Here is a 23,061-nt window from a genome sequence, read left to right on the forward strand (position 1 = left end):
AGCGATTTCATTAAAAAACCAATCTGTAATAAAATGACCGGCTTTCCAATAGTTCGGTTTTAAGCCCAATTTAGCAAATGCGTTGTCCTTTTTGCTCTGCACAAGATACCCGGGTCATCGATACCCGATTGGCCGATGAGGGCGATCAGGTTAAGCGTCGCCGCGAGTGCGTGGCCTGCAAAGAACGTTTTACCACCTTTGAGGTGGTGGAATTGACGCTACCGCGCATTATCAAACGTAATGGCGCGCGCGAAGCTTTTAACGAGGCCAAATTGCGCGCCGGTATGCAACGGGCATTGGAGAAACGTCCGGTTAATGTCGATGCCGTGGAAGCGGCGCTTAATCGGATTAAAAAAGTCCTGGTGGGTAAAGGCGAACGGGAAATTCATGCCAATGAGCTCGGCGAATTGGTCATGAAGGAATTGAGCGCGCTGGACCATGTGGCTTTCGTGCGGTTTGCCTCGGTTTACCGTAGCTTTCAGGATGTCAGCGAATTCACCGACATGATTGAACAATTGCAGAACAGATGAGTGCCGCCGACGCCGGGTTTATGGCTAGAGCCTTGCAACTGGCCAGGAAGGGGGTGTATACCACCGATCCCAATCCGCGGGTCGGTTGCGTGTTGGTGAAGGATGGGCAAATACTTGCCGAAGGCTGGCATGCTAAAGCCGGTCAGGCTCACGCCGAAATCGATGCGCTGGCGAAACTGGCCGAACCGAGGCATGCACTGGGCGCAACGGCTTATGTCACCTTGGAGCCGTGCAGTCATCACGGCCGCACCGGCCCCTGTTGCGATGCCTTGATTCAGGCCGGCATTAGCCGTGTGGTGGTAGCCATGCAAGATCCCAATCCGCTGGTGGCCGGAAATGGCTTAAAAAAAATGCGCGCGGCCGGCATAAAGGTTAGTTGCGGGTTATTGCAGGCGGATGCCGAACAATTGAATCGCGGTTTTATCAAGCGCATGGTAACCGGTTTGCCTTATGTGCGCAGTAAACTGGCCATGAGTCTGGATGGCCGTACAGCGTTGGCCAATGGTGAAAGCCGGTGGATTACCTCGCCGCAAGCACGCCAGGATGTGCAAACCTTTCGGGCTGAAAGTAGTGCCATCGTCACCGGCATCGATACCGTGCTGGCCGATGATCCGTCTTTAAATGCGCGAGTGGAGTTTACCGCCAGACAGCCGGTCAGAGTGGTGCTGGACTCGAAGCTGCGCATGCCGCTGAATGCTAAAATGCTGCAACTGCCCGGCGAAACTTGGGTAATCACTTGCCATGACGACCCCGCCAAACAATTGCGGCTGCGGGATGCCGGTTGCAAGGTTTGGCAGGTGGACAGCCGATTGGGCCGGGTGGATTTGAGCGAGGTTTTCAAGCTTCTGGCGCAACAGCAAATTAATACGGTTTGGATTGAGGCGGGCGCCACTTTGAATGGTGCTTTGCTGGAAACGGATTTGGTGGATGAATGGCTGGTGTATATGGCGCCTTGCGTATTGGGCGATCAAGCCAGGGGCCTGTTTCATTTTTCCGAATTGCAAAGCATGGCGGCTAAAAAGAACTTTAAATTTAACGCTATCAGGCAGGTCGGTCCTGATCTGCGCTTGACATTGTCCCGATAACTCATAGAGGAAAGCGATGTTTACTGGCATTATCCTGGCGGTCGGCAGCATAGCCGCCATTCAGCCGAGCGGAGGCGATTGCCGTTTGAAGGTCGACACCGGGAAGTTGTCGTTGGCGGATTGCGCGCTGGGCGACAGTATTGCCGTCAACGGTGTCTGCCTGACGGCGGTGGAGTTGGGGGCGCATTATTTCTGCGCGGATGTCTCCAATGAAACCTTGTCGCGCACCACCTTAAAAACCGCCCGCACCGGCACCGAAGTCAACTTGGAATTGGCGCTGACCCCATCCACTCGTCTGGGCGGACACATTGTCAGCGGGCATGTGGATGGCATTGGCAAAGTAGTGGAAAAACAAGCGGACGGTCGTTCCCTTCGTTTTAAATTCAAGGCTCCGGACGCACTGGCTAAATATATTGCCGAGAAAGGTTCGATTTGCATCAACGGCATCAGCTTAACGGTCAATACGGTCGAAGGGGCTTATTTTTCCGTCAACATCGTGCCGCATACCCTGCGGGAAACCACACTGGGTACGACCGGGGTCGGCTTTGAAGTAAATCTGGAAGTGGACCTGCTGGCCCGCTACATGGAGCGCTTGATGCAAGGCGACGCGGCAGCGAGGAGCCAAGCCGGCGTCACCGAGGCCTTATTACAAAACAGTGGTTTTATTAAATGAATAGTATAGAAGAAATCATCGATGATTTACGCCAGGGCAAAATGGTTATCATCATGGACGACGAAGATAGGGAAAACGAAGGCGATTTGTTGATGGCGGCAGCCTTCGTTCGGCCCGAAGACATTAATTTCATGACTAAATATGGCCGGGGGTTGATCTGTCTGACCTTGACCCGCGAGCGCTGCCAACAACTGCGCCTGCCGTTGATGGTCAGCGACAATCAAACCCCGTATACCACTAATTTTACCGTGTCGATTGAAGCCGCCGAAGGGGTTACTACCGGTATTTCCGCGGCCGACCGTGCGCTGACCGTTAAAGCGGCAGTCTCCAGGGATGCCCAACCCACCGATTTGGTACAGCCTGGCCACATTTTTCCGATAATGGCGCAGGCCGGAGGTGTGTTGAACCGGGCGGGGCACACCGAAGCAGGATGCGACTTGGCCCGCTTGGCCGGCGTGGAACCGGCGGCCGTGATTGTCGAGATTTTAAACGACGACGGTACCATGGCCCGACGTCCGGACTTGGAGAAACTTGCCGAGCAACATGGCCTTAAAATCGGCACCATTGCCGATTTGATCCATTACCGCATCAAGCACGAAAACACGTTGGAAAGAATCAGCGAATGCAGCTATCCCACCGAATTCGGCGAGTTCAGGTTATACGCTTATCAAGACCGCAATGATGACAACGTGCATCTGGCCTTGGTGATGGGCGATGTGGCGGGCGACGAGCCCGTACTGGTCAGGGTGCATGCCCGGAATCTGGTAGACGACTTGTTCTTCTCGCAACGCAGCGATTGCAGCGTGCCGGTGCGTGAAGCTATGAAAAAAATTGCCGAAGCCGGTTGCGGTGTGCTGGTGGTGATTCGCCAGAAAGAAGATAACAAGGCGTTGGTGGAACTGATCCACGCCTATCAAATGCTGGATCATGGCATTAAAAATAGCCGGGATTTAAGCGCCGATGCCGATTGGCGTACCACCGGAACCGGTTCGCGGATATTGTCCGACTTGGGCGTGCGGCGCTTGAAAGTGATGGGCACGCAGAAAAAATATATCGGTTTGTCGGGTTTCGATTTGGAAGTGGTCGAGCATGTCGACGCTGCCGTTTAATCGGGCCCGCAAACTCTTAAATTCATTTAAACCATTAACGAAGGTAAACCTATGACAGCAGTCACTACTCTGGAAGGTCATTTTTCCGCGCAAGGCGGCAAATTTTGTATCGTCTCCTCGCGTTTCAACAGCTTTATTGTCGAACAGCTGGAAGCGGGCGCCATTGATACCTTGGTGCGTCATGGCGCCGACAAGAACGAAATTACCTTGGTGAAAGCCCCGGGAGCGTTCGAATTGCCGATGGTGGTGCAACGCATCGCCGCCAGCAAGAAATACCATGCGATTATTGCTCTGGGTGCGGTGATTCGCGGCGGTACGCCGCACTTCGAATATGTGGCCGGTGAATGCGTCAAAGGTATCGCGCATGTGGCATTGCAATATGATATTCCGGTCAGTTTCGGGGTGTTGACCGTGGACAGCATCGAACAAGCCATCGAGCGTGCCGGTACCAAGGCCGGCAATAAAGGTGCTGAAGCGGCTTTATCCGCTATTGAAATGGTCAGTCTGTTCAACACAATGGACGTTTAATGAGTCAAGCAAAAACCAATGCCCGCAAATGTGCCGTTCAAGCCTTGTACCAGTGGCAGATGAGCGGCGAAAGTCTGACGCGTATCGAAACCTATTTTCTGGAAGAAGAGCACTTAAAAGGTGCGCAAAAAACTTATTTCAACGAGTTGTTTCACGGCGTTCCCAAACAACTGGCGACTATCGATGCTGCGTTGGCGGAATTTGTCGATCGGCCGGTGGAAAAAATCGATCCTGTCGAGCGGGCCATATTGCGTATTGGTGCTTATGAATTGATCAACCGGCTGGAGACGCCATACAAGGTCATCATTAACGAGGGCGTCAATCTGGCAAAGGATTTCGGCGCGGAAGGCAGTCACAAATACGTGAACGGCATACTCGATAAGGTGTCGCACAAACATCGTGCCGTCGAAATTGCCGCCAGACAGGCCAAGTCGCAAAACTGATGGCTTTGGCCGAATTTGATTTGATTAAGCGCTATTTTGCGGTGCATGCGCCGCAGCATCCGTTTAATTGGCTGGGTATCGGCGACGATTGTGCCTTACTGAATCCGCCAGCCGATTATCAATTAGCCGTCACCACCGACACCATGGTGGAAAACGTGCATTTCTTTGCCGATGCGGATCCCTATTTTTTAGGACACAAATTGCTGGCGGTCAACTTAAGCGATTTGGCGGCCATGGGCGCGGAACCGTTTGCGGTGACCTTGGCTTTAACGTTGCCCATAGTGGATGAAACTTGGCTGCAAGCCTTTGCTGCAGGGTTCATTGGTTTAGCTCAACAACACCATGTCGATCTGATCGGTGGCGACACCACCTCGGGGCCCTTGACCTTAACGGTGCAAGCCATGGGTGTGGTACCGAGAGGCGGGGCGCTGTTGCGTTCCAACGCGAAAGTCGGTGATCTGATTTTCGTGACCGGCCAATTGGGCAACGCCGGCTTGGGTTTGAAAGTCACGCATGGCTATGTCTGTGATGATCCGCAATTGCCGTTACGCTGTTTTAATCAGCCAGAGCCGCGTGTTGCCGAAGGCATCTTGCTGCGCGAGGTGGCGCACGCCTGTATCGATATTTCCGATGGATTGGGCTCCGATTTGAGGCATATTTTGGAGCAAAGCAAAGTCGGCGCCTGTTTGGACTGGGAGCGATTGCCAATGTCCGCTCAGGTACGTCAATACATCGAAATTTCCGGCGATTGGCCAATGCCGCTCACGGCCGGGGATGATTACGAATTATGTTTCACCCTTCCCGCCGAGTCAGTTCCACAATTACCCGAAGGCTGCCACTACGTCGGGGTGATCGAGGCGGAGCCGGGCTTGCGGATTGTCCGGGCCGGTAAAATCGAAACATTCGAGGCAAAAGGTTTTGAGCATTTTTCTTAGAGACTCCTACGGCAATAGCCGCTTGACTGCGCTACAAATCATCAAAGACCCGATTCTGTTGTTGGCTTTCGGTTTTGGTTCCGGCTTAAGCAGGAAAATGCCGGGTACCCTGGGTACGCTTGCGGCCGTACCCATCTATCTGCTATTGATACAAGGTCCTGAGTGGGTTTATTTAGCCGGTACGATAACCAGTATATTGGCCGGCATAACGATTTGCGATAAGGCGGCGCAAAAATTACAGGTACATGATTACGGCGGCATTGTTTGGGATGAAATCGCCGGGTTTTTGATCACCATGTGCTGGCTGCCTTTTTCCTGGCAAAGTTTGCTGGCGGGCTTTGCTTTGTTCAGATTCTTCGATATCGTCAAACCCTGGCCCATCAAATGGTTTGATCAGCATGTCGAAGGCGGCTTTGGCATTATGCTGGATGATGTGGTGGCGGGTCTGTTTGCAGCGGCCGTGATGCGGCTTTGGTTTTAGCCTTCGCTTATTCGCTGGTCGAGGCCTGTTTTTTCCAGGTTCTATTTTTATCGGGTAAATAAGTCAAAAAAAATTTTTGAATTAACTCATATTTTTTTGTTACTAACCTTGATTAATCATGCTTGTTGATAATTGACCTGTTTTGAAAATACCGGATAGAATCCGCCAACCCTGATGCGATTTGGGGTTGGATTTTATGTATAGGGACTGAGTTGTTAAATAAAAGCATGCATAAAAATAACCAGAGGAAGAATAAAAATGAAAAAATCAATCGTAAATTTGGCGCTATTAGGCGGTTTAGCGGCAGCATCGAATCCGGCCTTTGCTGATTCGGATCATTCAAAAAAAACACATTCGGCATCTTCGCATTGCGCGGCCTTGCCAAACCATGCCGCTTTGAAAGCGGCTTTAACCGCTGCCAGAACAGCCGCGAACGGCGGTTTCGATTTGGATATGTGGGGCACCATCGTGGATAGGGACGGTGTCGTTTGCGCGGTGGCATTTACCGGCGGAGACCGGGGAGACCAGTGGCCCGGTAGTCGGGTAATTTCCGCGCAAAAAGCGAATACAGCGAACGCCTTTAGCCTTCCGGGGCTTGCGTTGTCTACCGCGAATTTGTACAGCGCCACTCAACCCGGAGGGAGTTTGTTCGGCCTGCAATTCAGTAACCCGGTCGATACCGGGGCCGCCTATAAAGGACCTTCTAAGAATTACGGCCAACGTAATGACCCTTTAGTAGGAGAAAAAATAGGTGGTGTTAATGTATTTGGCGGCGGTCTGGCGCTCTATGACGCTTCCGGAAAGCTGTTGGGCGCCCTCGGCGTCAGCGGCGATTCTTCCTGCGCTGATCACAATATAGCCTGGAGAACCAGAACTGCATTAGGTCTGGATCATATTCCCGGCGGCGTAGGTCCCGGTGGTACGGACGGTATCGACTACGAGCAAACCAGTGGTTGGGCGCATCCGCTTTGTGCCGTTGGCGGCGAAGATGAAATAGCTGTAGAGATTGGCGCGGGCGGCCCGGCGGTTCCGTAAAGAATCGATTTTTGGAGAGGTTCCTCTCCGCGGATATGACACTACTTAGAACGGGGCGCTTAGAAAGGTTGTCTTAAGTGGCCATTTTATATTCAGCCCTTTTCAGCTAAACAATATTACGCCTAAACCTCATGAAATTAATGCTGCAAATCGCTTTTGGAGTTTTTTTGGGGACTTTAGGGGCGCAGCTTGTCGTCGATATCTGCCACACTCGTCAGGATCAGCGAGCTAAACAGCTCGCTGATCAACGCAACGCCGAACAGGAAAAAGTGCGGCGCGAGCAGGGCGAACGAATTCGGGCTTTATTATTACAAGGGCAGCAAAGCAAGTCATTGGGTGGCGCTAAAGCGCCTCACGGATTTATACCAGATGATGCGGCTCAGCCCTAGGCCGCAGTATGCTTACCTAAGCAGCAAACCGGGTTTTATTGGTCGCAAATATGCTTGGGACTGCCTGATGCATTGGTGGTTTGCGCGGTTTTAGGCAGCATCGGCATCATGTTTTTCATGCCTTCACCGCATTTTTTCATGTCCTGCATAATATTGCTTTGAGCGGCTTCCTTGCCAAATGCCAGCGCGCGCGCCATGGCCGCATCGCGCTTTCCCGCCGCGCAAAGGGCTTTGACTTCGCTGTCCAGGGCTTCGGCTTTTTGTTTAAAAGCCTCCATTTCGGCTTGATCAATGTTAGCCATACAATTTTGCATGCTTTTTGCCTGTTGCATCATCTGTTGCATTTGCGCCTCTGTCATTGGCATACCACCCATGTTCTGAGCCGAGGCGGTAATGGGCATTAGTAACAAGCCAACGAGTAAGTGTTTTTTCATGATTTCCCTCGTAAATGATTTGATGGTTTAAGGTTAATTTTGCAGATATTGATTAATGATTACTAAATCGTCTTCGCTCAAATTGCCGGCAGCTTGTTTCAGCTTTATGCCGCTAATCAGATAGTCGTAACGGCCTCGGGCGTAGTCGCTTTTGGCTCTATATAGGTCGCGTTGAATGGCCAGCACATCGACCATGGTTCGCGTGCCTACTTCCAAGCCGGCTTCCGCTGCTTCAACCGCCAAGGCGCCGGATTCAGTGGTGGATTTGAGGGCTTGTACTTGATCGATACTGGCGATGACACCCCGGTAGGCATCTTTTACTTCGCGGTTAACGCTACGTTTCACTTTGACCAGGTCTTCTTTAGCTTGTTCGAACTCATATTGGGCCTGGCGGGTACGAGAAACCGTGCCGCCACCTTCGTATAACGGCATGTTGAATTGCAGGCCAAAGCTTTCGTTGTCACCGCGGAAACCGACCTGGTTGCCGTTATCCAATTGTCGGTATTGCGCCACCAGATCCAACGTGGGGAGGTGTTTTGATTCTTGCAGCTCTATGTTTTTGCGTATGAATTCGGTTTGGTTAATTTGAGAAACAATGGAAAAGTTGTTGCTTTCCGCTGAGTTGGACCAGGATGCAATATCTTGCGGCTCAGGTGGAATCAGGGGTATGGCTTCCGGTAGTTTCTTTAAGTTAACGTTGTGTAAACCAACGATTTCCTGGAGTTTTTCCTTGCTGTTATCCAGCTGATTTTCTGCCGCGATAACGGCTGCGCGGGCCCGATCGAAACCGGCTTGCGCCTCATAAACGTCGGTAATGGCAATGATGCCGACGTCGAAACGTTGTTTAGCCTGTTCCAGTTGTTTTTCAATCGCTTTCTTTTCGGCCTGTACAAACTCCAGGTTATCCTGCGCCGCCAGTACATTAAAATAGGCTTCGACGGTTCGAACCATTAAATTTTGTTGCTCGGCTTGAAATTGCGCTTCCGCCTGAGCGATTTTGTTTTCGGCTTGATCCAGTTGTACCCAGTGCGCCCAATTGAATACCGGTTGTTTCAGGCTGACGGCTAAGGCACTGTCCCAATAGTGTTGCAAGCCTGTACCCGAAATACTGAATCCACCCCTGATGCTTTGAATGCGTTGGCGATTACTACTCGCGGAAAGCGCTAAATTGGGCAGCATTTGTGCGATGCTCTGCGACTTGACTTCAGCTACAGCAAGCTGGTTGATGTCACTGCTACGGTATTGAGGATCATTTTGCCGGGCCAACTGATAAATATCCATCAAGTCGTCGGCAAAAGCCAAATTTAATGGTATCAACGCTAGCCAGAGCGTCGCCAACAGTCTTATCATTACAATGTCTCGTACGAAGGTGTGAAAATTAAAATGCATTATGGCCTAAAATACAGATACTTCTGCAGCTTAATTTAAGTCTTGCATAAGGTTAGGCCCTCAGTATCGATTCGTCAAAATAAAAACCCAACTCAAAGAGCTATTATGACCAAAAAAGTTACCAAAGCCGTTTTTCCTGTTGCCGGTCTTGGCACCCGTTCGCTGCCCGCTACCAAAGCTGTGGCCAAGGAAATGTTGCCTGTTGTCGATAAGCCCTTGATTCAATATGCAGTTGAAGAGGCCATAGCAGCCGGCATCGACACCATGATTTTTGTTACCGGCCGTAATAAAGATTCTATCCCGAATCATTTCGATAAGTCTTACGAACTGGAAAAAGAACTGGAAAAAAGCGGTAAAACCGAATTGTTAAAAATGTTGCATGAACTGTTGCCTGCGCATGTGTCTTGCGTATTCGTGCGTCAGGGCCAAGCTTTGGGCTTGGGGCACGCGGTGCATTGCGCCAAACCCATTGTCGGAGACGAGCCGTTTGCGGTGATTTTGCCGGATGATCTGATTGAGGACGGCAATCGCGGTTGTATGAAACAAATGGTGGAACTGTTCGAACAGCAACAATGTAGTATTTTGGGCGTCGAGCGGGTCGACCCTAAAGAAACGCATAAATACGGCATTGTCGAACATAACGAAACCGCGCCTGGCGTGGGCCAGTTGAAATCGATCGTCGAAAAACCCAAACCGGAAGTGGCACCTTCCAATATTGCCGTGGTTGGCCGCTATGTTTTAACGCCAGCTATTTTCGAGAAAATCGAAACCACCGGTCGCGGTACTGGCGGTGAAATTCAGTTGACCGACGCCATTGCAGCCTTGATGCAAGATGAACAAGTCTTGTCGTACGAGTTTAAAGGTAACCGATATGATTGCGGCTCCAAATTTGGTTTCTTGCTGGCGAATGTCGAATACGGTTTGTTGCACCCGGAAATCAAAGCGGAATTTGCCGATTATCTGAAACAAAGGGTCGAAAAAATCTAATTTTCATACCCGGATATCGGTCACTGCCGGTATCCGGCCTGAGTATTTCCACCATAAAAAGAATTTTTCCTATAGCAAACAGGCAGTTGAGCGACCATAATAGCCGGTTTATTTTCTACCGGTTCTTATGAGTCTGCGCTACCAGATTATTTTTCGCATTCTATTTTCGTCGCTGTGCATTTTGCTGCTCGGGGGCGCTATAGCGATCTGGCAGGCAAGACAGGCGGTCGAAAAAGAAGTCGATGCCTCTGTTCATCTGGCTTTGCAACTCATTACCCTCGGCATGGCCGAGACCGCACAAAATGTTGGGGATTTGTCTCGGTTTCGGGCTCTGCGTCAAACTCGTCATCTGAGCATTCAATTACAAAAACCGGATGGGCAACTGATGCATTTTGCCGGCGAACAGCAACCCAGTCATCCGGAAGATATGCCGCCGGCCTGGTTTATACGGGCGGTCAAAGGGGATTATCCAAAAGCCGAGCACCAAATCTATACGCAGGACGGTGAGGTACTGACGCTGATCATCGAGCCTCGGCCATTGGATGAAATCACCGAAGTCTGGCAAGAAAGCCTGGGTTTTTTTAGCGCACTTTCACTGCTGACCTTATTGAGTTTTTTTGGGGTTAATCTGGTTTTCAATAAGTCGTTGAAAGCTATCAGCGTTATTGTAGAGGCCTTGCGTATTATCGAAACCGGTCGGTACAAACAGCAGTTGCCGGCGTTTTCTACGGTAGAATTCGACAATATCGCTAAAGCCATTAACCACATGACGGTAGAGTTGGAAAAGACCCGCCAGGAAAATAGCGATTTGACCCAGCACTCGTTGGCCATTCAAGAGGAGGAGCGTCAGCATTTATCGCAGGAATTGCATGACGAATTCGGCCAATCCTTGACCGCCATCAAGGTCATGGCTGTCACGGCGTCCCGGCAAACTGCCGACGTCGGACAAATTACCGCCACCATCAGCGATATTTGCGATCACTTGACTTTGGTTTTGCGTTCGATGATGCAGCAATTGCACCCGTTGGTGTTAACCGAATTAGGTTTAAAGGCCACACTGGAAGATATGGTTAATCATTGGTCGGAACGTAATCCCGATCTGAAATTAAATATTATCTGTAGCGATGAAGTGGACGAGCTGCTGGACAAGAATATTGCCCGGCAAATCTTCAGAGTGATACAGGAATGCCTTACCAACGTAATCCGTCATGCCGACGCGCAACAGGTTTGGATTGAGCTGCGGTTGCAGGATGCCGAACATAAATTGTATTTGAACGTGACGGACGATGGTCAGGGTTGTGATATGCGTAGCCCTAGCCGGGGTTTTGGTTTGCGCGGCATCAAGGAACGTATCAAATCATTGGCGGGCGAAGTCGCGTTAAACTCGAGTCCGGGTGCCGGTATGCGCGTTTCGGCCTGGATACCTTTGCCGTGATGGATAACAGTTTACTCAGGCCGACCCCTTAGGCCCAGTTGGTTTATGCTGTTCGTTGAAAAACTTGAAACAACTCCGTCCAGCTTCTTTGGCCTGATACATGGCGTTGTCGGCTCTTTTTAGCAAGGTTTTGGCATCAATGCCGTGCGAAGGGTAAAGGGCGATGCCCAAGCTGATGGAAATGTTGATGGTATGTTGTTCAATTTGAAATGGCTGGTTGAGTGCATGCACCACTTTTTCCGCTACCGAGGTAGCGTCTTGCGCATGGTCGATAGGGGAAAGCAAAATCACAAATTCATCCCCGCCTAAACGGGCCACGGTGTCGGTTTCTCGCTTTATGCATGTTTGTAAACGCTTGGCAACTTCGCGCAGCAGCAGATCGCCAATGCCATGTCCCAAATTGTCGTTGACCGGTTTGAACTTATCCAAATCCAAAAACATAACAGCCAGTTTGGCTTTTTCGCGTCGAACTTGGGCCAAAGCTTGCTGCAGGCGGTCAGTAAGCAGGGTGCGATTGGGTAAGTCCGTCAGTACATCAAAATGGGCTAAGTGTTTGACTACCTCTTCTTGCTCTTTACGGGCCGTAATGTCTAGCATGGTGCCGACATAATGAGTTACAACCCCTGCTTGATCCTTGACGGCGGTAATGGTGAGCCATTCCAGATAGGGATCACCATTTTTGCGGCGATTCCAGATTTCGCCCTGCCAGTAACCTGATTTTGCAATGCTAGCCCACATCTCGCTATAGAACGCGTCATCGTGAATGCCGGATCTCAAAACATTCATGCCGTGGCCGACCACGTCTTCAGGCTTAAAGCCGGTAAGCTCGGTAAACGAGCGATTGATATTCAAAATCACGGTATCCGCATCGGTGATCACCATGCCTTCCTGAGCTTCGAAAGCAGTGGCGGCAATACGCAATTGGGTTTCGCTGCGTTTTCGGTCGGAAATATCATGGGAAAAGCCGACTGTGCCTAATAGTAAGCCGTTGGTGTCGATAACGGGTGCTTTGAAGGTTTCTATCCAGCGTGTCCCGTGCGCATCTTCAATGCATTCCACCGTCATTTTTTGTTGTCTGGAAATCATGACGGATATATCGTCGTCACGGTGGGCATCCGCTATTGTCTTACTATTAATGTCGTAATCCGACTTGCCGATTAATGCATCCGGGTCGGTCGAGCCATAGGTATTGGCAAATACTTTATTTACAGCCAGGAAATGGCTTTGAGGATCTTTTAACCATACTTCAAAAGGAAAGTTATCGAGCAGAGCGCGTTGATAACGCTCCTTTTTCTTCAATGCGGCTTCAATACGTTTGCGTTCCGTGATGTCTTGAGCAATGGTAAAGCTAATTTCTTCTCCATTGTAAATGATGTAATGACCGGTGATACTGACGCTAAATAATTGGCCATTTTTATGGCGATGGCGGGTTTCAAGGTTGATGAATTTATCCGTCCGTAGTGATCGCCAGAGATCCGGCCAGGCAGTTTCTGGAAAGTCCGGGTCAAAGTTCCAGGGGTACATGTCTAATAATTCTTCTCGGCGATAACCCAGCGAAGAGCAGGCGCAGTCATTAACATATTGGATTTTGCCGGAGGCATTAATCATGAAAAATGCGGTTTCGCTTCTATCCAGCATGGTTTTGGCTAACCATAGCTCGTGTTCAGATTGCTTGCGTTTGGTAATGTCTTCGTATACACCTAAAACGCCGATTACCTTGGCCTGGTTGTCCCGCAAAGGCGTTTTGGATGTGCGTAACCAAATGGGCTGACCTTCGGGAGTGGTTTGCGGTTCCTCGTAAGTCAATTTGCTCAGGCAGGATTGCATGACTTGTTGGTCATCGGCGCGATATAACTCGGCTTGATCGCGCCATGCAAGCTCGGAATCCAGTCGGCCAATAACATCGGCTGGCCTTGCCGCGCCGCTATCCCGAGCGAATGCAGTGTTACAGCCCAGATAGCGGGAGTCAAGATCTTTCCAGAACACCCGCATCGGGATGGTTTCAATAATTGATTCTAGGATGGTATTGGATTCCCGCAGGGCAGCGGACGTGTGCGCTTTTTCGGTAATGTCGTACAGCACCACCAGGTGCAAGCCCCGGTGAGCGGGTTCCAAAGGGGTGGCTGTGGCAAGTGTGATTTTGGTATCGCCGTTTTTACAGCAAATCTTGACTTCCAGAGGGTCGAAAGTACCGCCATTGGAGCGGATGACGTCCAAATGAGACCGCCAAGTATCAGCTACCCATCGTCGGTAATTGGCGTCGGGATAAGCTTTCGACCACCAGCACTGCAAGGTCGGAATATCGTCTCCGGTGTACCCGAATACTTTAGTGAATTCAGGGTTGATTAGCAGGATATTCGTAGAGTCGTCATTTAGGGCGATCGGTACCGGGCAGGCGTTAATAATGCTGGCAAGGTGTTGGTTTTCTTGCTGGGTTTGGGTCAGCGTGGTTAAAAAATAAATCGTTAAGCCGCTAATGACCGACGCTACCACAATGGATGTCACCAGTCCGGTCAGCAGATAATGGGCTGTCACTCGATCTTCGATGAGTATATTCATGCCCGCAACAATGGGCAATATCATAAATACCGCCAATACCTCGGCCGCCAGCCATAGCTGCCACTTTTTTTTGTCTTGCAAGCGGGCGATGAGTGAATTATTCAAGGTGTTTTATGAATTTGGGTGTTAACTCTTAAGCATGGTCGGTGAAAAACAGCTAGTTATAACAAATTATCTGCCAACCCGATAATCGCAAGGCTGTGTTGGAATACCCGGGTAGGGTGTTGGCTTTGTGTTGTAAGCATATTCTTACAAAATACGCATAATTGAAACGTACAAACGTGCAATATGTGGACTTGCCGCTCAAATTTTGCGGACGAAATCAAAAAGTAGAATTACGCCGGTCTGTATATACCCTATGTACGCAGTCAGGTATTTGCCGGGAAAGTAAATCAGTGGCCGATGATATGGGGGATTTACTGAAAATAAGCAGGCCAGTCTATTAGGTCTGCTTATTTTTTGTCTAAGCGAAAATGTGAATTTAGCGAATGGCTTTAAAACCAATGTCGGTTCGGTAATAAATATTCTGCCACTCGATTTGCTGACAAAGCTGATAGGCATTTGTCTGTGCGTCGGCAATCGAATCGCCTAATGCGCAGGCGCATAGCACACGGCCTCCGGCGGTAACTACTTGTGCGTTTTTTTGCTGGGTGCCGGCGTGAAAGACTTTGCTGTTCTCGCTTTCGCGGTCGGGTAAGCCTTGGATGACATCTCCCGTGGCGTAGTCGTCCGGATAACCGCCCGCTGCCAATACCACGCCCAAGGCCGGGCGTTGGTCCCATTCGGTGCTGATCTGATCGAGCGTTTTGTTAAGTGCCGCCTGACACAGTTTGATCAGATCGCTTTTTAAACGCATCATAATCGGTTGAGTTTCCGGGTCGCCGAAACGGCAGTTGTATTCCAATACTTTGATGTCGCCGTTTTTATCGATCATCAGGCCGGCATACAAAAATCCCGTGTATTCGTTGCCGTCTTCGCGCATACCCTTTAGTGTCGGGTTTATGACTTCGTTCATCACTCGTTGGTGAATTTCCGGCGTGACAATAGGCGCGGGTGAGTAGGCGCCCATGCCGCCGGTATTAGGTCCCTGATCACCGTTGTCTCGGGCTTTGTGGTCTTGTGAGGTGGCCATGGCTAAGGCATGCAGACCGTCGGCGATGACGATGAAACTTGCCTCTTCGCCGGCTAAAAATTCTTCGATAACCACGCGGTGGCCGGCGTCGCCAAAGCTATTGCCGGACAGCATGTCTTGTACGGCATCAATCGCCTGTTGTTCGGTTTGCGCCACAATCACGCCTTTGCCGGCGGCTAGGCCATCGGCTTTGACTACAATCGGCGCGCCTTTGCGCTGGATGTATGCGATCGCTTGTTCCGTATCGGTAAATGTTTCGTATGCTGCGGAAGGGATGCCGTGGCGGGCCATGAAATCTTTACAGAAGGATTTAGAGCCTTCCAATTGCGCGGCTTGCGCGGTGGGACCAAAACAGGCCATGCCGGCGGCGGTAAAGGAGTCGACGATACCTTTTACCAAGGGTACTTCAGGACCTACGATGGTTAAACCAATATCACGGGCTTGTACAAAATTTAACAAACCGGCTATATCGTCCAGCTGTATGGCGACATTTTCTACGCCGGACTCCAATGCAGTGCCGGCATTGCCGGGGGCGACGAAAACATGGCTGACTTGTGCTGATTGTTTGGCCTTCCAGGCCAGGGCGTGCTCACGGCCACCGCTGCCGACGATCAAAATTTTCATGTGGATAAAACCTTGGGTTAATGGTTGGTGCAAATTTTGGGGTAAATTTTAACGGGATTTACCGGTGTGGGTTGGAATTTATGTGGCGGCCGTGTTAGCGTGAGCGATGCGTTGTTTTGTTGTTACGCATACTATTTGATTTCAATTTTATAAGTTTAGGAGTTGCTATGACGGATTGCCTGTTTTGCAAAATGGTAAGGGGCGAAATCAAACCGGATGTGGTTTTTGAGGATGAAAAAGTGTTGGCGTTTAAAGATATTAACCCGCAAGCACCCATGCATGTGTTAGTGGTGCCAAAACTGCACATTGCCAATTTGAATGCCCTGCAGGAAGCGGCCTTGGGCGGTCATATGCTGAAAATCGCCGCTTGTATTGCGGAAGAACACGGCTATGCCGAATCAGGTTATCGTGCCGTATTTAACTGTAACGATGATGGCGGACAGACCGTGCATCACCTGCATTTACATGTCATGGGCGGCAGACGTATGGCATGGCCGCCGGGTTAATGGTGTATTTACGGACTTAACGGTTCGGCAAACGACCCTGGGCTTGCCATGTGACAACATGGGACAAGCCCATATGGGTTTCCAAATGCAGCAAAATCGTTTCCACTCGTTCCGTGGTGTCGTAAAACTCGACGATTAACGGCAAATCCAGGGAAAGATCTATCAAGGAGGCTATATGTACCTGACCGTCCGGGCCGAAACCGCCGATGCCGCGCAGCACGGTCACGCCTGACACTTTTTCTTCATCGTGCAGCAGTTTAATCAAAGTAGCGAGCAGGTGTTCGCCTTCCCGCAAGTAAATGCGGGCTACGGTGACAGTTTGAATTGCCATAACCAATTTCCTATCCATGAACCAGACCAGATCATCAATACGCCCAATAAGCTGTTGATGATAAATAAGCTCAGCAGGTGATGAAACTCAGCCTGCAGTGATGAGATTTTAAAGCCGAACCATAAGGTTGAGGAAATCGTCAATACGCCCAGCAGTAGCACAAAAAAAATGGCCCGCATTTCGGTGCTCAAGTTGAAACGATTGATCAGCCACTCGGCCAGTATGGAAAGAGCGAACACGGCTAGAAAGCTTGCTACAAACTCCAGGGCCGGCAAATGTTGGTTTAACCAGGGTGCGATAGGCTCTGAAAATACCGTGCGGCCCCAGATCAGGCCCACCCAGCAGGCGGTCAGACATAGAACCACGCTCAAGAAAATATTTAAAAACGCTTTTAGCAGACTACCTGCCTCAAGCAGATATAACGTTTCTAGGGCGAAGGTAGAGAAAGTGGTAAACGCGCCAAGAAAGCCGACTAAAATCGCGGCACGATACTCTACAGCGAAGGCGAAGCGTTGTACCATCAACTCGGTGAGCAACCCCATCAACAAGGAACCCAGCACATTCACAAACAGAGTGCCGTGGGGAAAACTGCGGCCTAAAACGGCGTATATGCCGTTTGCCGCCAAAAAGCGCAACACGGCGCCAAGGGAGCCGCCTAATGCGATGGCGATCAGTTGGTTCATGGCTTATCTTGAATCATCGGGCTCGGCCTCGGAATCTGAATTAGCGTTGCGGCAAAAAAGATTGTCCAGTGTGCGGTTGCATTATTAACTTAAACCTTTACCAATTAATATCAAGCCGGACAAGGCCAGAAAGCCGGCGAAAATACGTCGGTATTTCCGGCGGTCTATCCGATTATAGAAGGTTTCATCGGTGAAAACGAAGACCAACGCACCCACGGTAAGATAAATGACGTCGTCGTAAATTGGCACATCGATTTGTTGTCGAGTAAACAGCCAAAGCGTCAGCAATTGAATCAGGGCAAAGGTGCCGTAACAGGCGGCGATGGTAACCCGCGCCACGTCTTTCTGGTAATTTTTGTGGTGAACCAGTGCCGTCAATAGCGAGCCGCCCAGATTGCTGATCCCATGTACCACGCCCATGACGACACAATAAACCGTTTCGTGGCGCATTAACCGGTCTATTAATCGGGCGCTAGCAGTGGAAAGTTCTTTCAAGGCAATCAATAGCAAAAATGGTCCGATAACCAGCCCTATGTTGAGGCGGATATGAGTGACCAGAAACAAAAATATTGCAATGGGAGGTAGTGTCAACAGCAAGATTTTTCGGTACAAAACAACATCGACATGGGGATGATGCTTAAGTATTTGCAGCAAATTAATCACCAGTGATACCGGCAATAATACCACTAGTACATCGACGAAAGGGTAGCCGAGTAGCAGTAATAGCGGGGTGCCGAACAGTAATACCCCGGCACCGAAGATACTTTGAATGAAAGCGGTTATTGCTATAGTCAGGAAAATTTCAGGAGGCATGATGATCTCCGGTAAGCCATGAATTTAACGAAATATCTGAATATTTAGTTGCGATTGCCCGGCGGCATTTTTTCTCGGAGTTTGAGAAATCGTTGGTAGCGGCTGGTAGGAATCGAGCCGTTTTCCGCTGCTTGCCTAACGGCGCAATCTTTATCGTTAAGGTGGCGGCAATCATTGAACCGGCATTGGCCTATAAAGGGATGGAATTCCCGATAGCCCCAGGCGAGCTGCGCTTCCGATAAACCCGCCAAACCAAAAATCGCCACGCCGGGGCTGTCGATCAAATCGCCTCCAGCGGGTAAATGATACAGGGTGGCAGCGGTTGTGGTGTGGCGGCCATGGCGGGTGGTTTCGGAAACGCTGTTGATTTTTAGCGTTCTGTCGGGCAGCAATGTGTTCGTCAATGAGGATTTTCCAACACCGGATTGGCCGGCAAACATGCTGGTTTGAGTCGATAAAACTTTTTGCAAAGCGTCCAGGCCAATCTGTTGGTTGGCGCTTACCCGGTATAGACAATAACCCAACGCCAGGTAATTTTGCAGTTCCAGTTCGACCGTATCGGAACGGGGCAGGTCGATCTTATTGAATACCAGGGCGGCATCGATAGTGCAGTTTTCGCATATGGCCAGATATTGATCCAGCAATAGAAAATCGCAATCCGGTTCGGCGGCAAATACGACGAAAATCGTGTCGATATTGGCGGCGACGGGGCGGATCTGCTCGCCGCGACTGGGGCGTTGCAATACGGATCGTCGTGGCAGCAGTTGTTCGATACGGCCTTGATCGGGCGCGGGCAGCGATAGTAAAACCCGGTCACCCACCACTACCGTATCCAGCTTGCGCAGGGTCTGGCAGAGGATGATTTGTCCGCCCACTTCGACAGCTATACCCTTGCCAAGGTGGGCGATAACCAATCCTTCCGTCAGTGTGGTCATCAGGCGGATTGCATTTTTTCTTCGATATGCGCAATGCGGATCGCTGCGGGTGGATGGCTATAATGGAAAGCGGAATATATAGGGTCAGGGGTCAATGTGCTGGCGTTTTCTTCGTAGAGCTTTACCAAGCCGCTGATCATTTTGCTGCCTTTGGCGTGGCGGGTGGCGAATTCGTCGGCTTCAAATTCAAATTTGCGTTGAAAATAGGCGCTAATGGGCTGCATAAAGGTGGTAAATACCGGCGATACCAACATGAACAACAGCAATGCCGCTGCGTTGGAGTGCGTGGTGACGCCCAGTCCGTCGAAAAACCAATCCTGCGTAATCAGCCAGCCTAATACCGCAAAGCTGATCAGGGTCATCACGGAAGAGGCGATCAGCATTTTAATCACATGTTTGCATTTAAAGTGGCCTAATTCGTGGGCCAAAACGGCTTCCAGTTCTTCTTCATCCAGTGAATTGACCAGCGTATCGAAAAATACGATGCGTTTGTTATTACCCAGGCCGGTGAAGTAAGCATTGCCGTGGCCGGATCGGCGTGATCCGTCCATGATAAAAATACCCTGACTGTTAAAGCCGCAGCGTTCCAGCAGGTTCTTGATGCGGTCTTTTAGGCTGCCGTCCTGCATAGGGGTAAATTTGTTAAATAACGGTGCAATCAGGGTAGGGAATAGCCAACTCATCAATAAAGAGAAAGTCATGATGATGGCCCAGGCATAAAGCCACCATAGGCTGCCGATGCTATCCATCACCCACAAAATCAGGGCCATAATGGGTAGGCCTATGCCTAGTGTAAGGCTGATAGAAATGAGTTGATCCTTGGCGAATTGCGGCAGGGTGTTTTTGTTAAAGCCGTATTTGTCTTCAATCACAAAAGTTTGATACAGACCGAACGGAATTTCGATAACTGTCATCAACATGAAAATGCTGGCTACGGAGATCAAATCCGCCCACATGGTCGATAGGTCGAAAGTCGACCAAAAATCGAATACCAAGCTGATACCGCCACCCACGGTCAACAACAGTAAGAACAGCATGCCGACGCCGCCGTCGATATCGCCCAATTTACTTTTTTCAATGGTGTAATCGGCGGCTTTTTGATGGGCGGGTAATGTCACTCTATCCTTGAAAGCTGGTGGAACCTGTTCGCGATGCCCGGCGACATAGGCTTTTTGCCGGCTGGACAGCCAAAACTGTATGCCATAGGAAAGAATGAGCGCAAATAAAAAAATGACTGTAAAGATGTTCATTGATACGAATATGTGGAAGGGGTTAACAATTAGCGGTACAGAGTAGCTAATGCTACAATTTGCCGCAACATATTAATCTATAAGTCTCAACGGAAATATAAATGGCTCAGGATGCTGACAACCTCATTTGGATCGATCTGGAAATGACCGGGCTTGATCCTGATACCGATTTGATAATCGAAATTGCCACGGTCGTCACCGACAAAAATCTGAATTTGCTGGCGGAAGGTCCTGTTCTGGCTGTTCATCAATCCGATGCGGCGTTGGCTGGGATGGATGAGTGGAATCAGCAGCATCATGGCCAATCCGGTTTGATCCAACGCGTTAAGGAGTCAAACATTACTGCCGCCGCTGCCGAAGCTTTAACGCTGGAGTTTTTAGAGAACTGGTTGCCGCCCAAAGCATCACCCATTTGCGGTAACAGTATTTGCCAGGATCGGCGGTTTTTATATCGATATATGCCCAAGCTGGAAGCGTTTTTTCATTATCGAAACCTGGATGTGTCCACGGTAAAGGAATTGGCAGGGCGCTGGGCGCCGCATCTCAAAAATGGTTTTAATAAGAAAGCCAGTCATAAAGCCTTCGATGACATTATTGAATCCATTGAAGAGCTGAAATATTATCGGGAACATTTCTTCAAGGTATAAATTTAGATATCGCTTTCCCGGTCTTTTAAAGTCGAAATGATACCCTCTCGACTCAATTTATTTCAAATTCAGGTAACACATTCACATGCTAGATCCTCGTTTATTCAGAAGCGAACTGGAATTGGTTCAACAACAACTTAAAAGGCGCGGCATAGACTTCGATGCCGAGACTTATCTGGGATTGGAGAATCGCCGAAAAGATATTCAGGTTAAGACCCAAGAGCTGCAAAATGAGCGCAATACCCGTTCAAAAGCCATCGGTCAGGCTAAAGGCAAGGGTGAGGATATTCAGCCGTTGCTAGATCAAGTCCAGGACTTGGGTGATCAACTTAAGTCGGCGGAAGCTGAATTAGGCGAGATTCAAGCCCGGTTGAACAACATCATGGAAGGCGTGCCGAACATGCTGGATGCGGCTGTTCCGGCCGGAAAAAGTGATGCTGATAACCTCGAAATCAGTCGTTGGGGCGATTTGCCGCAGTTTAGTTTTACGCCTAAGGACCATGTTGATTTAGGTGAGCCGCTAGGCATGAATTTTGAGTTGGGCGCAAAAATTGCCAGCGCGCGTTTTGTGGTGCTGGCTGGAAAGCTCGCGACTTTGCAGCGGGCCATTATTCAGCTGATGCTGGATACACATACTAATGAGCATGGTTATCAGGAAACCTACGTGCCCTTTCTGGTAAATGCGGATAGTTTAAGGGGGACCGGGCAACTGCCTAAGTTCGAAGCGGATTTGTTCACGGTCAAAAATGACCCGGCATTTTACTTGATTCCAACTGCCGAAGTCCCGGTTACTAATATCGTCCGAGATGTGATAGTGGATGCTAAACACATGCCTCTGAAATACGTCTGTCATTCACCTTGTTTTCGTAGTGAGGCAGGAGCTTATGGTAGCGATGTGCGCGGTATGATTCGGCAGCATCAGTTTGAAAAGGTCGAGTTGGTGCAAATTGTCAAGCCTGAACAATCGGCGCAAGCGCATGAGGATTTGACCAATCATGCCGAAACAATTTTGAAGAAATTAAAGCTACCCTATCGTAAGGTTTTGTTATGTGCCGGCGATACCGGTTTTTCTTCGTCCAAAACTTACGATCTGGAGGTGTGGTTGCCAGGTCAGCAAAAATACCGTGAAATTTCATCATGCAGTAATTTTAAAGATTTTCAGGCAAGACGGTTGCAGGCGCGTTGGCGAAACCCTGAAACAGGGAAGCCAGAATTGGTGCATACCCTGAACGGTTCCGGTTTGGCGGCAGGTAGAACGTTGATCGCGGTTATGGAAAATTATCAGAATGCAGACGGAACCATCACAGTGCCTGAGGTTTTGCGACAGTATATGGGTGGGTTGGATCGTATAGATTAACTAAATATACGCAACTGATTGTACGGATTGGTTTTGAGTCAAAACTATTCGGTAGTATCATTCCTCGCGATTTCGCACCGGCGGTAGTTTTTAGGCTGACGGGTGCTGAAGTCAAAAACAAATAAAAAACCAAACTTTTAGAGGAGGTGCTATGAGCGAAAACCAAACCATGTCTCTGTATGAGCGATTGGGTGGCGAAGCGGCGGTTAACGCGGCCGTGGATGTTTTTTACGATAAAGTTTTAAGCGACTATCGTATCAATCGTTTTTTCGATAAAACGGATATGGCAAAACAGGTTGCGCATTTAAAAGCCTTTATGACGGTTGCGTTTGGCGGCCCGAATCAATATACGGGGCGTTCGTTGCGAGACGGCCATGCTCGGCTGGTTGCCATGGGTTTGAACGATACGCATTTTGATATTGTTATGGGGCATTTAGGTGCAACCTTGCAGCAATTGAATGTACCCGCTGAATTGATTGAAGAGGCCGCTACTTTAGTAGAATCGGTTCGTGGTGAGATTTTAGGTAAATAGACCAAGGCGCGAGGCCGTGGGACTCCGATCCTGCGGCCGATTTGGATTTTAAAAATAGTAAAATAATTTCTTGACGAGAAATAAAGAGGCCGTATAATGGGCGGCTCTTCGGGGTTGACGTGTTTTGGTCGACGGAGTCTCGGGGCGATGCGGCGGTGTTTAAGTGGTTCGTTGGTGTCGGGTTTGTTTGCGGTTTCGGTTCGGGCTTCGGGCGGTGGCTGAAAAATAAATTTGACAAT

General features: G+C 49.7%; 25 protein-coding genes. 16 read left to right on the forward strand and 9 right to left on the reverse strand.

From position 1 onward, the window contains the following. Positions 1-77: 77 nt before the first annotated feature. The 10 genes from nrdR to M0R33_RS16970 all read left to right on the forward strand — a co-directional run bounded on the left by nrdR (position 78) and on the right by M0R33_RS16970 (position 7,208). Positions 78-530, forward strand: a complete 453-nt coding sequence (gene nrdR, locus M0R33_RS16925; protein ID WP_292571898.1) for a transcriptional regulator NrdR — start codon at positions 78-80, stop codon at positions 528-530. Next, positions 527-1,615, forward strand: coding sequence for a bifunctional diaminohydroxyphosphoribosylaminopyrimidine deaminase/5-amino-6-(5-phosphoribosylamino)uracil reductase RibD (gene ribD, locus M0R33_RS16930; RefSeq protein ID WP_292571901.1), 1,089 nt, complete (start codon positions 527-529; stop codon positions 1,613-1,615). Before nrdR ends, ribD begins: the two co-directional genes overlap by 4 nt. Before the next feature lie 16 nt (positions 1,616-1,631). Next, positions 1,632-2,288, forward strand: coding sequence for a riboflavin synthase (locus M0R33_RS16935; protein WP_292571904.1), 657 nt, complete (start codon positions 1,632-1,634; stop codon positions 2,286-2,288). After that, the gene (gene ribBA / locus M0R33_RS16940) at positions 2,285-3,397 is read left to right on the forward strand and encodes a bifunctional 3,4-dihydroxy-2-butanone-4-phosphate synthase/GTP cyclohydrolase II (RefSeq protein ID WP_292571907.1); all 1,113 of its coding nucleotides are present in this window, start codon (positions 2,285-2,287) and stop codon (positions 3,395-3,397) included. The genes M0R33_RS16935 and ribBA overlap by 4 nt, the downstream gene beginning before the upstream one ends. 51 nt (positions 3,398-3,448) lie before the next feature. Continuing rightward, complete coding sequence (gene ribE, locus M0R33_RS16945) at positions 3,449-3,925, forward strand: 6,7-dimethyl-8-ribityllumazine synthase (protein ID WP_292571910.1); 477 nt, start codon at positions 3,449-3,451, stop codon at positions 3,923-3,925. Next, positions 3,925-4,368: a transcription antitermination factor NusB gene (gene nusB / locus M0R33_RS16950; RefSeq protein WP_292571913.1), complete on the forward strand. Its 444-nt coding sequence runs from the start codon at positions 3,925-3,927 to the stop codon at positions 4,366-4,368. The genes ribE and nusB overlap by 1 nt, the downstream gene beginning before the upstream one ends. Then, positions 4,368-5,303 (forward strand): thiamine-phosphate kinase, encoded by a 936-nt coding sequence (gene thiL / locus M0R33_RS16955; RefSeq protein WP_292571914.1) that lies wholly within the window; start codon positions 4,368-4,370, stop codon positions 5,301-5,303. The genes nusB and thiL overlap by 1 nt, the downstream gene beginning before the upstream one ends. Then, entirely contained in the window at positions 5,287-5,784 is a 498-nt protein-coding gene (locus M0R33_RS16960) for a phosphatidylglycerophosphatase A (RefSeq protein ID WP_292571917.1), read from the forward strand. Before thiL ends, M0R33_RS16960 begins: the two co-directional genes overlap by 17 nt. A gap of 258 nt (positions 5,785-6,042) precedes the next feature. Next, complete coding sequence (locus M0R33_RS16965; protein ID WP_292571920.1) at positions 6,043-6,819, forward strand: heme-binding protein; 777 nt, start codon at positions 6,043-6,045, stop codon at positions 6,817-6,819. Between the two features lie 131 nt (positions 6,820-6,950). Then, positions 6,951-7,208 (forward strand): hypothetical protein, encoded by a 258-nt coding sequence (locus tag M0R33_RS16970; RefSeq protein WP_292571923.1) that lies wholly within the window; start codon positions 6,951-6,953, stop codon positions 7,206-7,208. A gap of 35 nt (positions 7,209-7,243) precedes the next feature. Here M0R33_RS16970 and M0R33_RS16975 read toward each other — a convergent pair whose 3' ends face one another. Together M0R33_RS16975 and M0R33_RS16980 are read right to left on the reverse strand one after the other, a co-directional pair. Then, positions 7,244-7,642, reverse strand: a complete 399-nt coding sequence (locus tag M0R33_RS16975; RefSeq protein WP_292571925.1) for a hypothetical protein — start codon at positions 7,640-7,642, stop codon at positions 7,244-7,246. 33 nt (positions 7,643-7,675) lie between these two features. Then, positions 7,676-8,992 carry a TolC family outer membrane protein gene (locus M0R33_RS16980; RefSeq protein WP_292571928.1) on the reverse strand — a complete coding sequence of 439 codons (1,317 nt, stop codon included), beginning with the start codon at positions 8,990-8,992 and terminating at the stop codon, positions 7,676-7,678. A 144-nt stretch (positions 8,993-9,136) separates the two neighbouring features. Between M0R33_RS16980 and galU the strand changes: the two genes are divergently transcribed. Together galU and M0R33_RS16990 are read left to right on the forward strand one after the other, a co-directional pair. Then, a complete protein-coding gene (gene galU, locus M0R33_RS16985) occupies positions 9,137-10,018 on the forward strand; it encodes a UTP--glucose-1-phosphate uridylyltransferase GalU (protein ID WP_292571931.1) in 882 nt (293 codons plus the stop codon). A gap of 127 nt (positions 10,019-10,145) precedes the next feature. Continuing rightward, positions 10,146-11,453: an ATP-binding protein gene (locus M0R33_RS16990; protein WP_292571934.1), complete on the forward strand. Its 1,308-nt coding sequence runs from the start codon at positions 10,146-10,148 to the stop codon at positions 11,451-11,453. A gap of 15 nt (positions 11,454-11,468) precedes the next feature. Here M0R33_RS16990 and M0R33_RS16995 read toward each other — a convergent pair whose 3' ends face one another. Together M0R33_RS16995 and purD are read right to left on the reverse strand one after the other, a co-directional pair. Beyond that, positions 11,469-14,117 carry a PAS domain S-box protein gene (locus tag M0R33_RS16995; protein WP_292571936.1) on the reverse strand — a complete coding sequence of 883 codons (2,649 nt, stop codon included), beginning with the start codon at positions 14,115-14,117 and terminating at the stop codon, positions 11,469-11,471. 376 nt (positions 14,118-14,493) lie between these two features. Next, positions 14,494-15,768 carry a phosphoribosylamine--glycine ligase gene (purD, locus tag M0R33_RS17000; RefSeq protein WP_292571939.1) on the reverse strand — a complete coding sequence of 425 codons (1,275 nt, stop codon included), beginning with the start codon at positions 15,766-15,768 and terminating at the stop codon, positions 14,494-14,496. A gap of 167 nt (positions 15,769-15,935) precedes the next feature. Between purD and M0R33_RS17005 the strand changes: the two genes are divergently transcribed. After that, entirely contained in the window at positions 15,936-16,274 is a 339-nt protein-coding gene (locus M0R33_RS17005; protein ID WP_292571942.1) for a histidine triad nucleotide-binding protein, read from the forward strand. A gap of 16 nt (positions 16,275-16,290) precedes the next feature. On the opposite strand, the gene M0R33_RS17010 is transcribed toward M0R33_RS17005, so the two are convergent. The 5 genes from M0R33_RS17010 to M0R33_RS17030 all read right to left on the reverse strand — a co-directional run bounded on the left by M0R33_RS17010 (position 16,291) and on the right by M0R33_RS17030 (position 20,286). Next, entirely contained in the window at positions 16,291-16,605 is a 315-nt protein-coding gene (locus M0R33_RS17010) for a DUF190 domain-containing protein (RefSeq protein WP_292571945.1), read from the reverse strand. Next, on the reverse strand, positions 16,581-17,288 hold the full coding sequence (crcB, locus tag M0R33_RS17015) for a fluoride efflux transporter CrcB (protein ID WP_292571948.1): 708 nt from the start codon (positions 17,286-17,288) through the stop codon (positions 16,581-16,583). The genes M0R33_RS17010 and crcB overlap by 25 nt, the downstream gene beginning before the upstream one ends. An 84-nt stretch (positions 17,289-17,372) precedes the next feature. Continuing rightward, positions 17,373-18,101, reverse strand: a complete 729-nt coding sequence (locus M0R33_RS17020) for a TSUP family transporter (RefSeq protein ID WP_292571951.1) — start codon at positions 18,099-18,101, stop codon at positions 17,373-17,375. Positions 18,102-18,145: 44 nt separating this feature from the next. After that, positions 18,146-19,036, reverse strand: a complete 891-nt coding sequence (gene rsgA, locus M0R33_RS17025; protein ID WP_292571954.1) for a ribosome small subunit-dependent GTPase A — start codon at positions 19,034-19,036, stop codon at positions 18,146-18,148. Next, positions 19,036-20,286 carry a M48 family metallopeptidase gene (locus M0R33_RS17030; protein WP_292571956.1) on the reverse strand — a complete coding sequence of 417 codons (1,251 nt, stop codon included), beginning with the start codon at positions 20,284-20,286 and terminating at the stop codon, positions 19,036-19,038. The genes rsgA and M0R33_RS17030 overlap by 1 nt, the downstream gene beginning before the upstream one ends. A gap of 101 nt (positions 20,287-20,387) precedes the next feature. Between M0R33_RS17030 and orn the strand changes: the two genes are divergently transcribed. The 3 genes from orn (at position 20,388) to M0R33_RS17045 (ending at position 22,822) form a co-directional block, all read left to right on the forward strand. Further along, positions 20,388-20,933: an oligoribonuclease gene (gene orn / locus M0R33_RS17035; protein ID WP_292571959.1), complete on the forward strand. Its 546-nt coding sequence runs from the start codon at positions 20,388-20,390 to the stop codon at positions 20,931-20,933. A gap of 85 nt (positions 20,934-21,018) precedes the next feature. Next, positions 21,019-22,290 carry a serine--tRNA ligase gene (gene serS, locus M0R33_RS17040; protein ID WP_292571962.1) on the forward strand — a complete coding sequence of 424 codons (1,272 nt, stop codon included), beginning with the start codon at positions 21,019-21,021 and terminating at the stop codon, positions 22,288-22,290. A 151-nt stretch (positions 22,291-22,441) separates the two neighbouring features. Continuing rightward, positions 22,442-22,822, forward strand: a complete 381-nt coding sequence (locus tag M0R33_RS17045) for a group 1 truncated hemoglobin (RefSeq protein ID WP_292571965.1) — start codon at positions 22,442-22,444, stop codon at positions 22,820-22,822. Positions 22,823-23,061: the final 239 nt, after the last annotated feature.

Source organism: Methylomonas sp., from assembly GCF_023228165.1.
Taxonomy (GTDB): domain Bacteria; phylum Pseudomonadota; class Gammaproteobacteria; order Methylococcales; family Methylomonadaceae; genus Methylomonas.

Bases quoted from the DNA above. Each gene is read 5' to 3' on its own strand.
- M0R33_RS16935 (WP_292571904.1), top strand. From the start codon at position 1,632: ATGTTTACTGGCATTATCCTGGCGGTCGGCAGCATAGCCGCCATTCAG.
- M0R33_RS16975 (WP_292571925.1), bottom strand. From the start codon at position 7,642: ATGAAAAAACACTTACTCGTTGGCTTGTTACTAATGCCCATTACCGCC.
- thiL (WP_292571914.1), top strand. From the start codon at position 4,368: ATGGCTTTGGCCGAATTTGATTTGATTAAGCGCTATTTTGCGGTGCAT.
- nusB (WP_292571913.1), top strand. From the start codon at position 3,925: ATGAGTCAAGCAAAAACCAATGCCCGCAAATGTGCCGTTCAAGCCTTG.
- ribD (WP_292571901.1), top strand. From the start codon at position 527: ATGAGTGCCGCCGACGCCGGGTTTATGGCTAGAGCCTTGCAACTGGCC.
- orn (WP_292571959.1), top strand. From the start codon at position 20,388: ATGGCTCAGGATGCTGACAACCTCATTTGGATCGATCTGGAAATGACC.
- rsgA (WP_292571954.1), bottom strand. From the start codon at position 19,036: ATGACCACACTGACGGAAGGATTGGTTATCGCCCACCTTGGCAAGGGT.
- M0R33_RS16970 (WP_292571923.1), top strand. From the start codon at position 6,951: ATGAAATTAATGCTGCAAATCGCTTTTGGAGTTTTTTTGGGGACTTTA.
- M0R33_RS16965 (WP_292571920.1), top strand. From the start codon at position 6,043: ATGAAAAAATCAATCGTAAATTTGGCGCTATTAGGCGGTTTAGCGGCA.
- ribE (WP_292571910.1), top strand. From the start codon at position 3,449: ATGACAGCAGTCACTACTCTGGAAGGTCATTTTTCCGCGCAAGGCGGC.
- crcB (WP_292571948.1), bottom strand. From the start codon at position 17,288: ATGAACCAACTGATCGCCATCGCATTAGGCGGCTCCCTTGGCGCCGTG.
- M0R33_RS16980 (WP_292571928.1), bottom strand. From the start codon at position 8,992: ATGATAAGACTGTTGGCGACGCTCTGGCTAGCGTTGATACCATTAAAT.
- galU (WP_292571931.1), top strand. From the start codon at position 9,137: ATGACCAAAAAAGTTACCAAAGCCGTTTTTCCTGTTGCCGGTCTTGGC.
- serS (WP_292571962.1), top strand. From the start codon at position 21,019: ATGCTAGATCCTCGTTTATTCAGAAGCGAACTGGAATTGGTTCAACAA.
- M0R33_RS16990 (WP_292571934.1), top strand. From the start codon at position 10,146: ATGAGTCTGCGCTACCAGATTATTTTTCGCATTCTATTTTCGTCGCTG.
- M0R33_RS17005 (WP_292571942.1), top strand. From the start codon at position 15,936: ATGACGGATTGCCTGTTTTGCAAAATGGTAAGGGGCGAAATCAAACCG.
- M0R33_RS17045 (WP_292571965.1), top strand. From the start codon at position 22,442: ATGAGCGAAAACCAAACCATGTCTCTGTATGAGCGATTGGGTGGCGAA.
- M0R33_RS17030 (WP_292571956.1), bottom strand. From the start codon at position 20,286: ATGAACATCTTTACAGTCATTTTTTTATTTGCGCTCATTCTTTCCTAT.
- purD (WP_292571939.1), bottom strand. From the start codon at position 15,768: ATGAAAATTTTGATCGTCGGCAGCGGTGGCCGTGAGCACGCCCTGGCC.
- nrdR (WP_292571898.1), top strand. From the start codon at position 78: ATGCGTTGTCCTTTTTGCTCTGCACAAGATACCCGGGTCATCGATACC.
- M0R33_RS17020 (WP_292571951.1), bottom strand. From the start codon at position 18,101: ATGCCTCCTGAAATTTTCCTGACTATAGCAATAACCGCTTTCATTCAA.
- ribBA (WP_292571907.1), top strand. From the start codon at position 2,285: ATGAATAGTATAGAAGAAATCATCGATGATTTACGCCAGGGCAAAATG.
- M0R33_RS17010 (WP_292571945.1), bottom strand. From the start codon at position 16,605: ATGGCAATTCAAACTGTCACCGTAGCCCGCATTTACTTGCGGGAAGGC.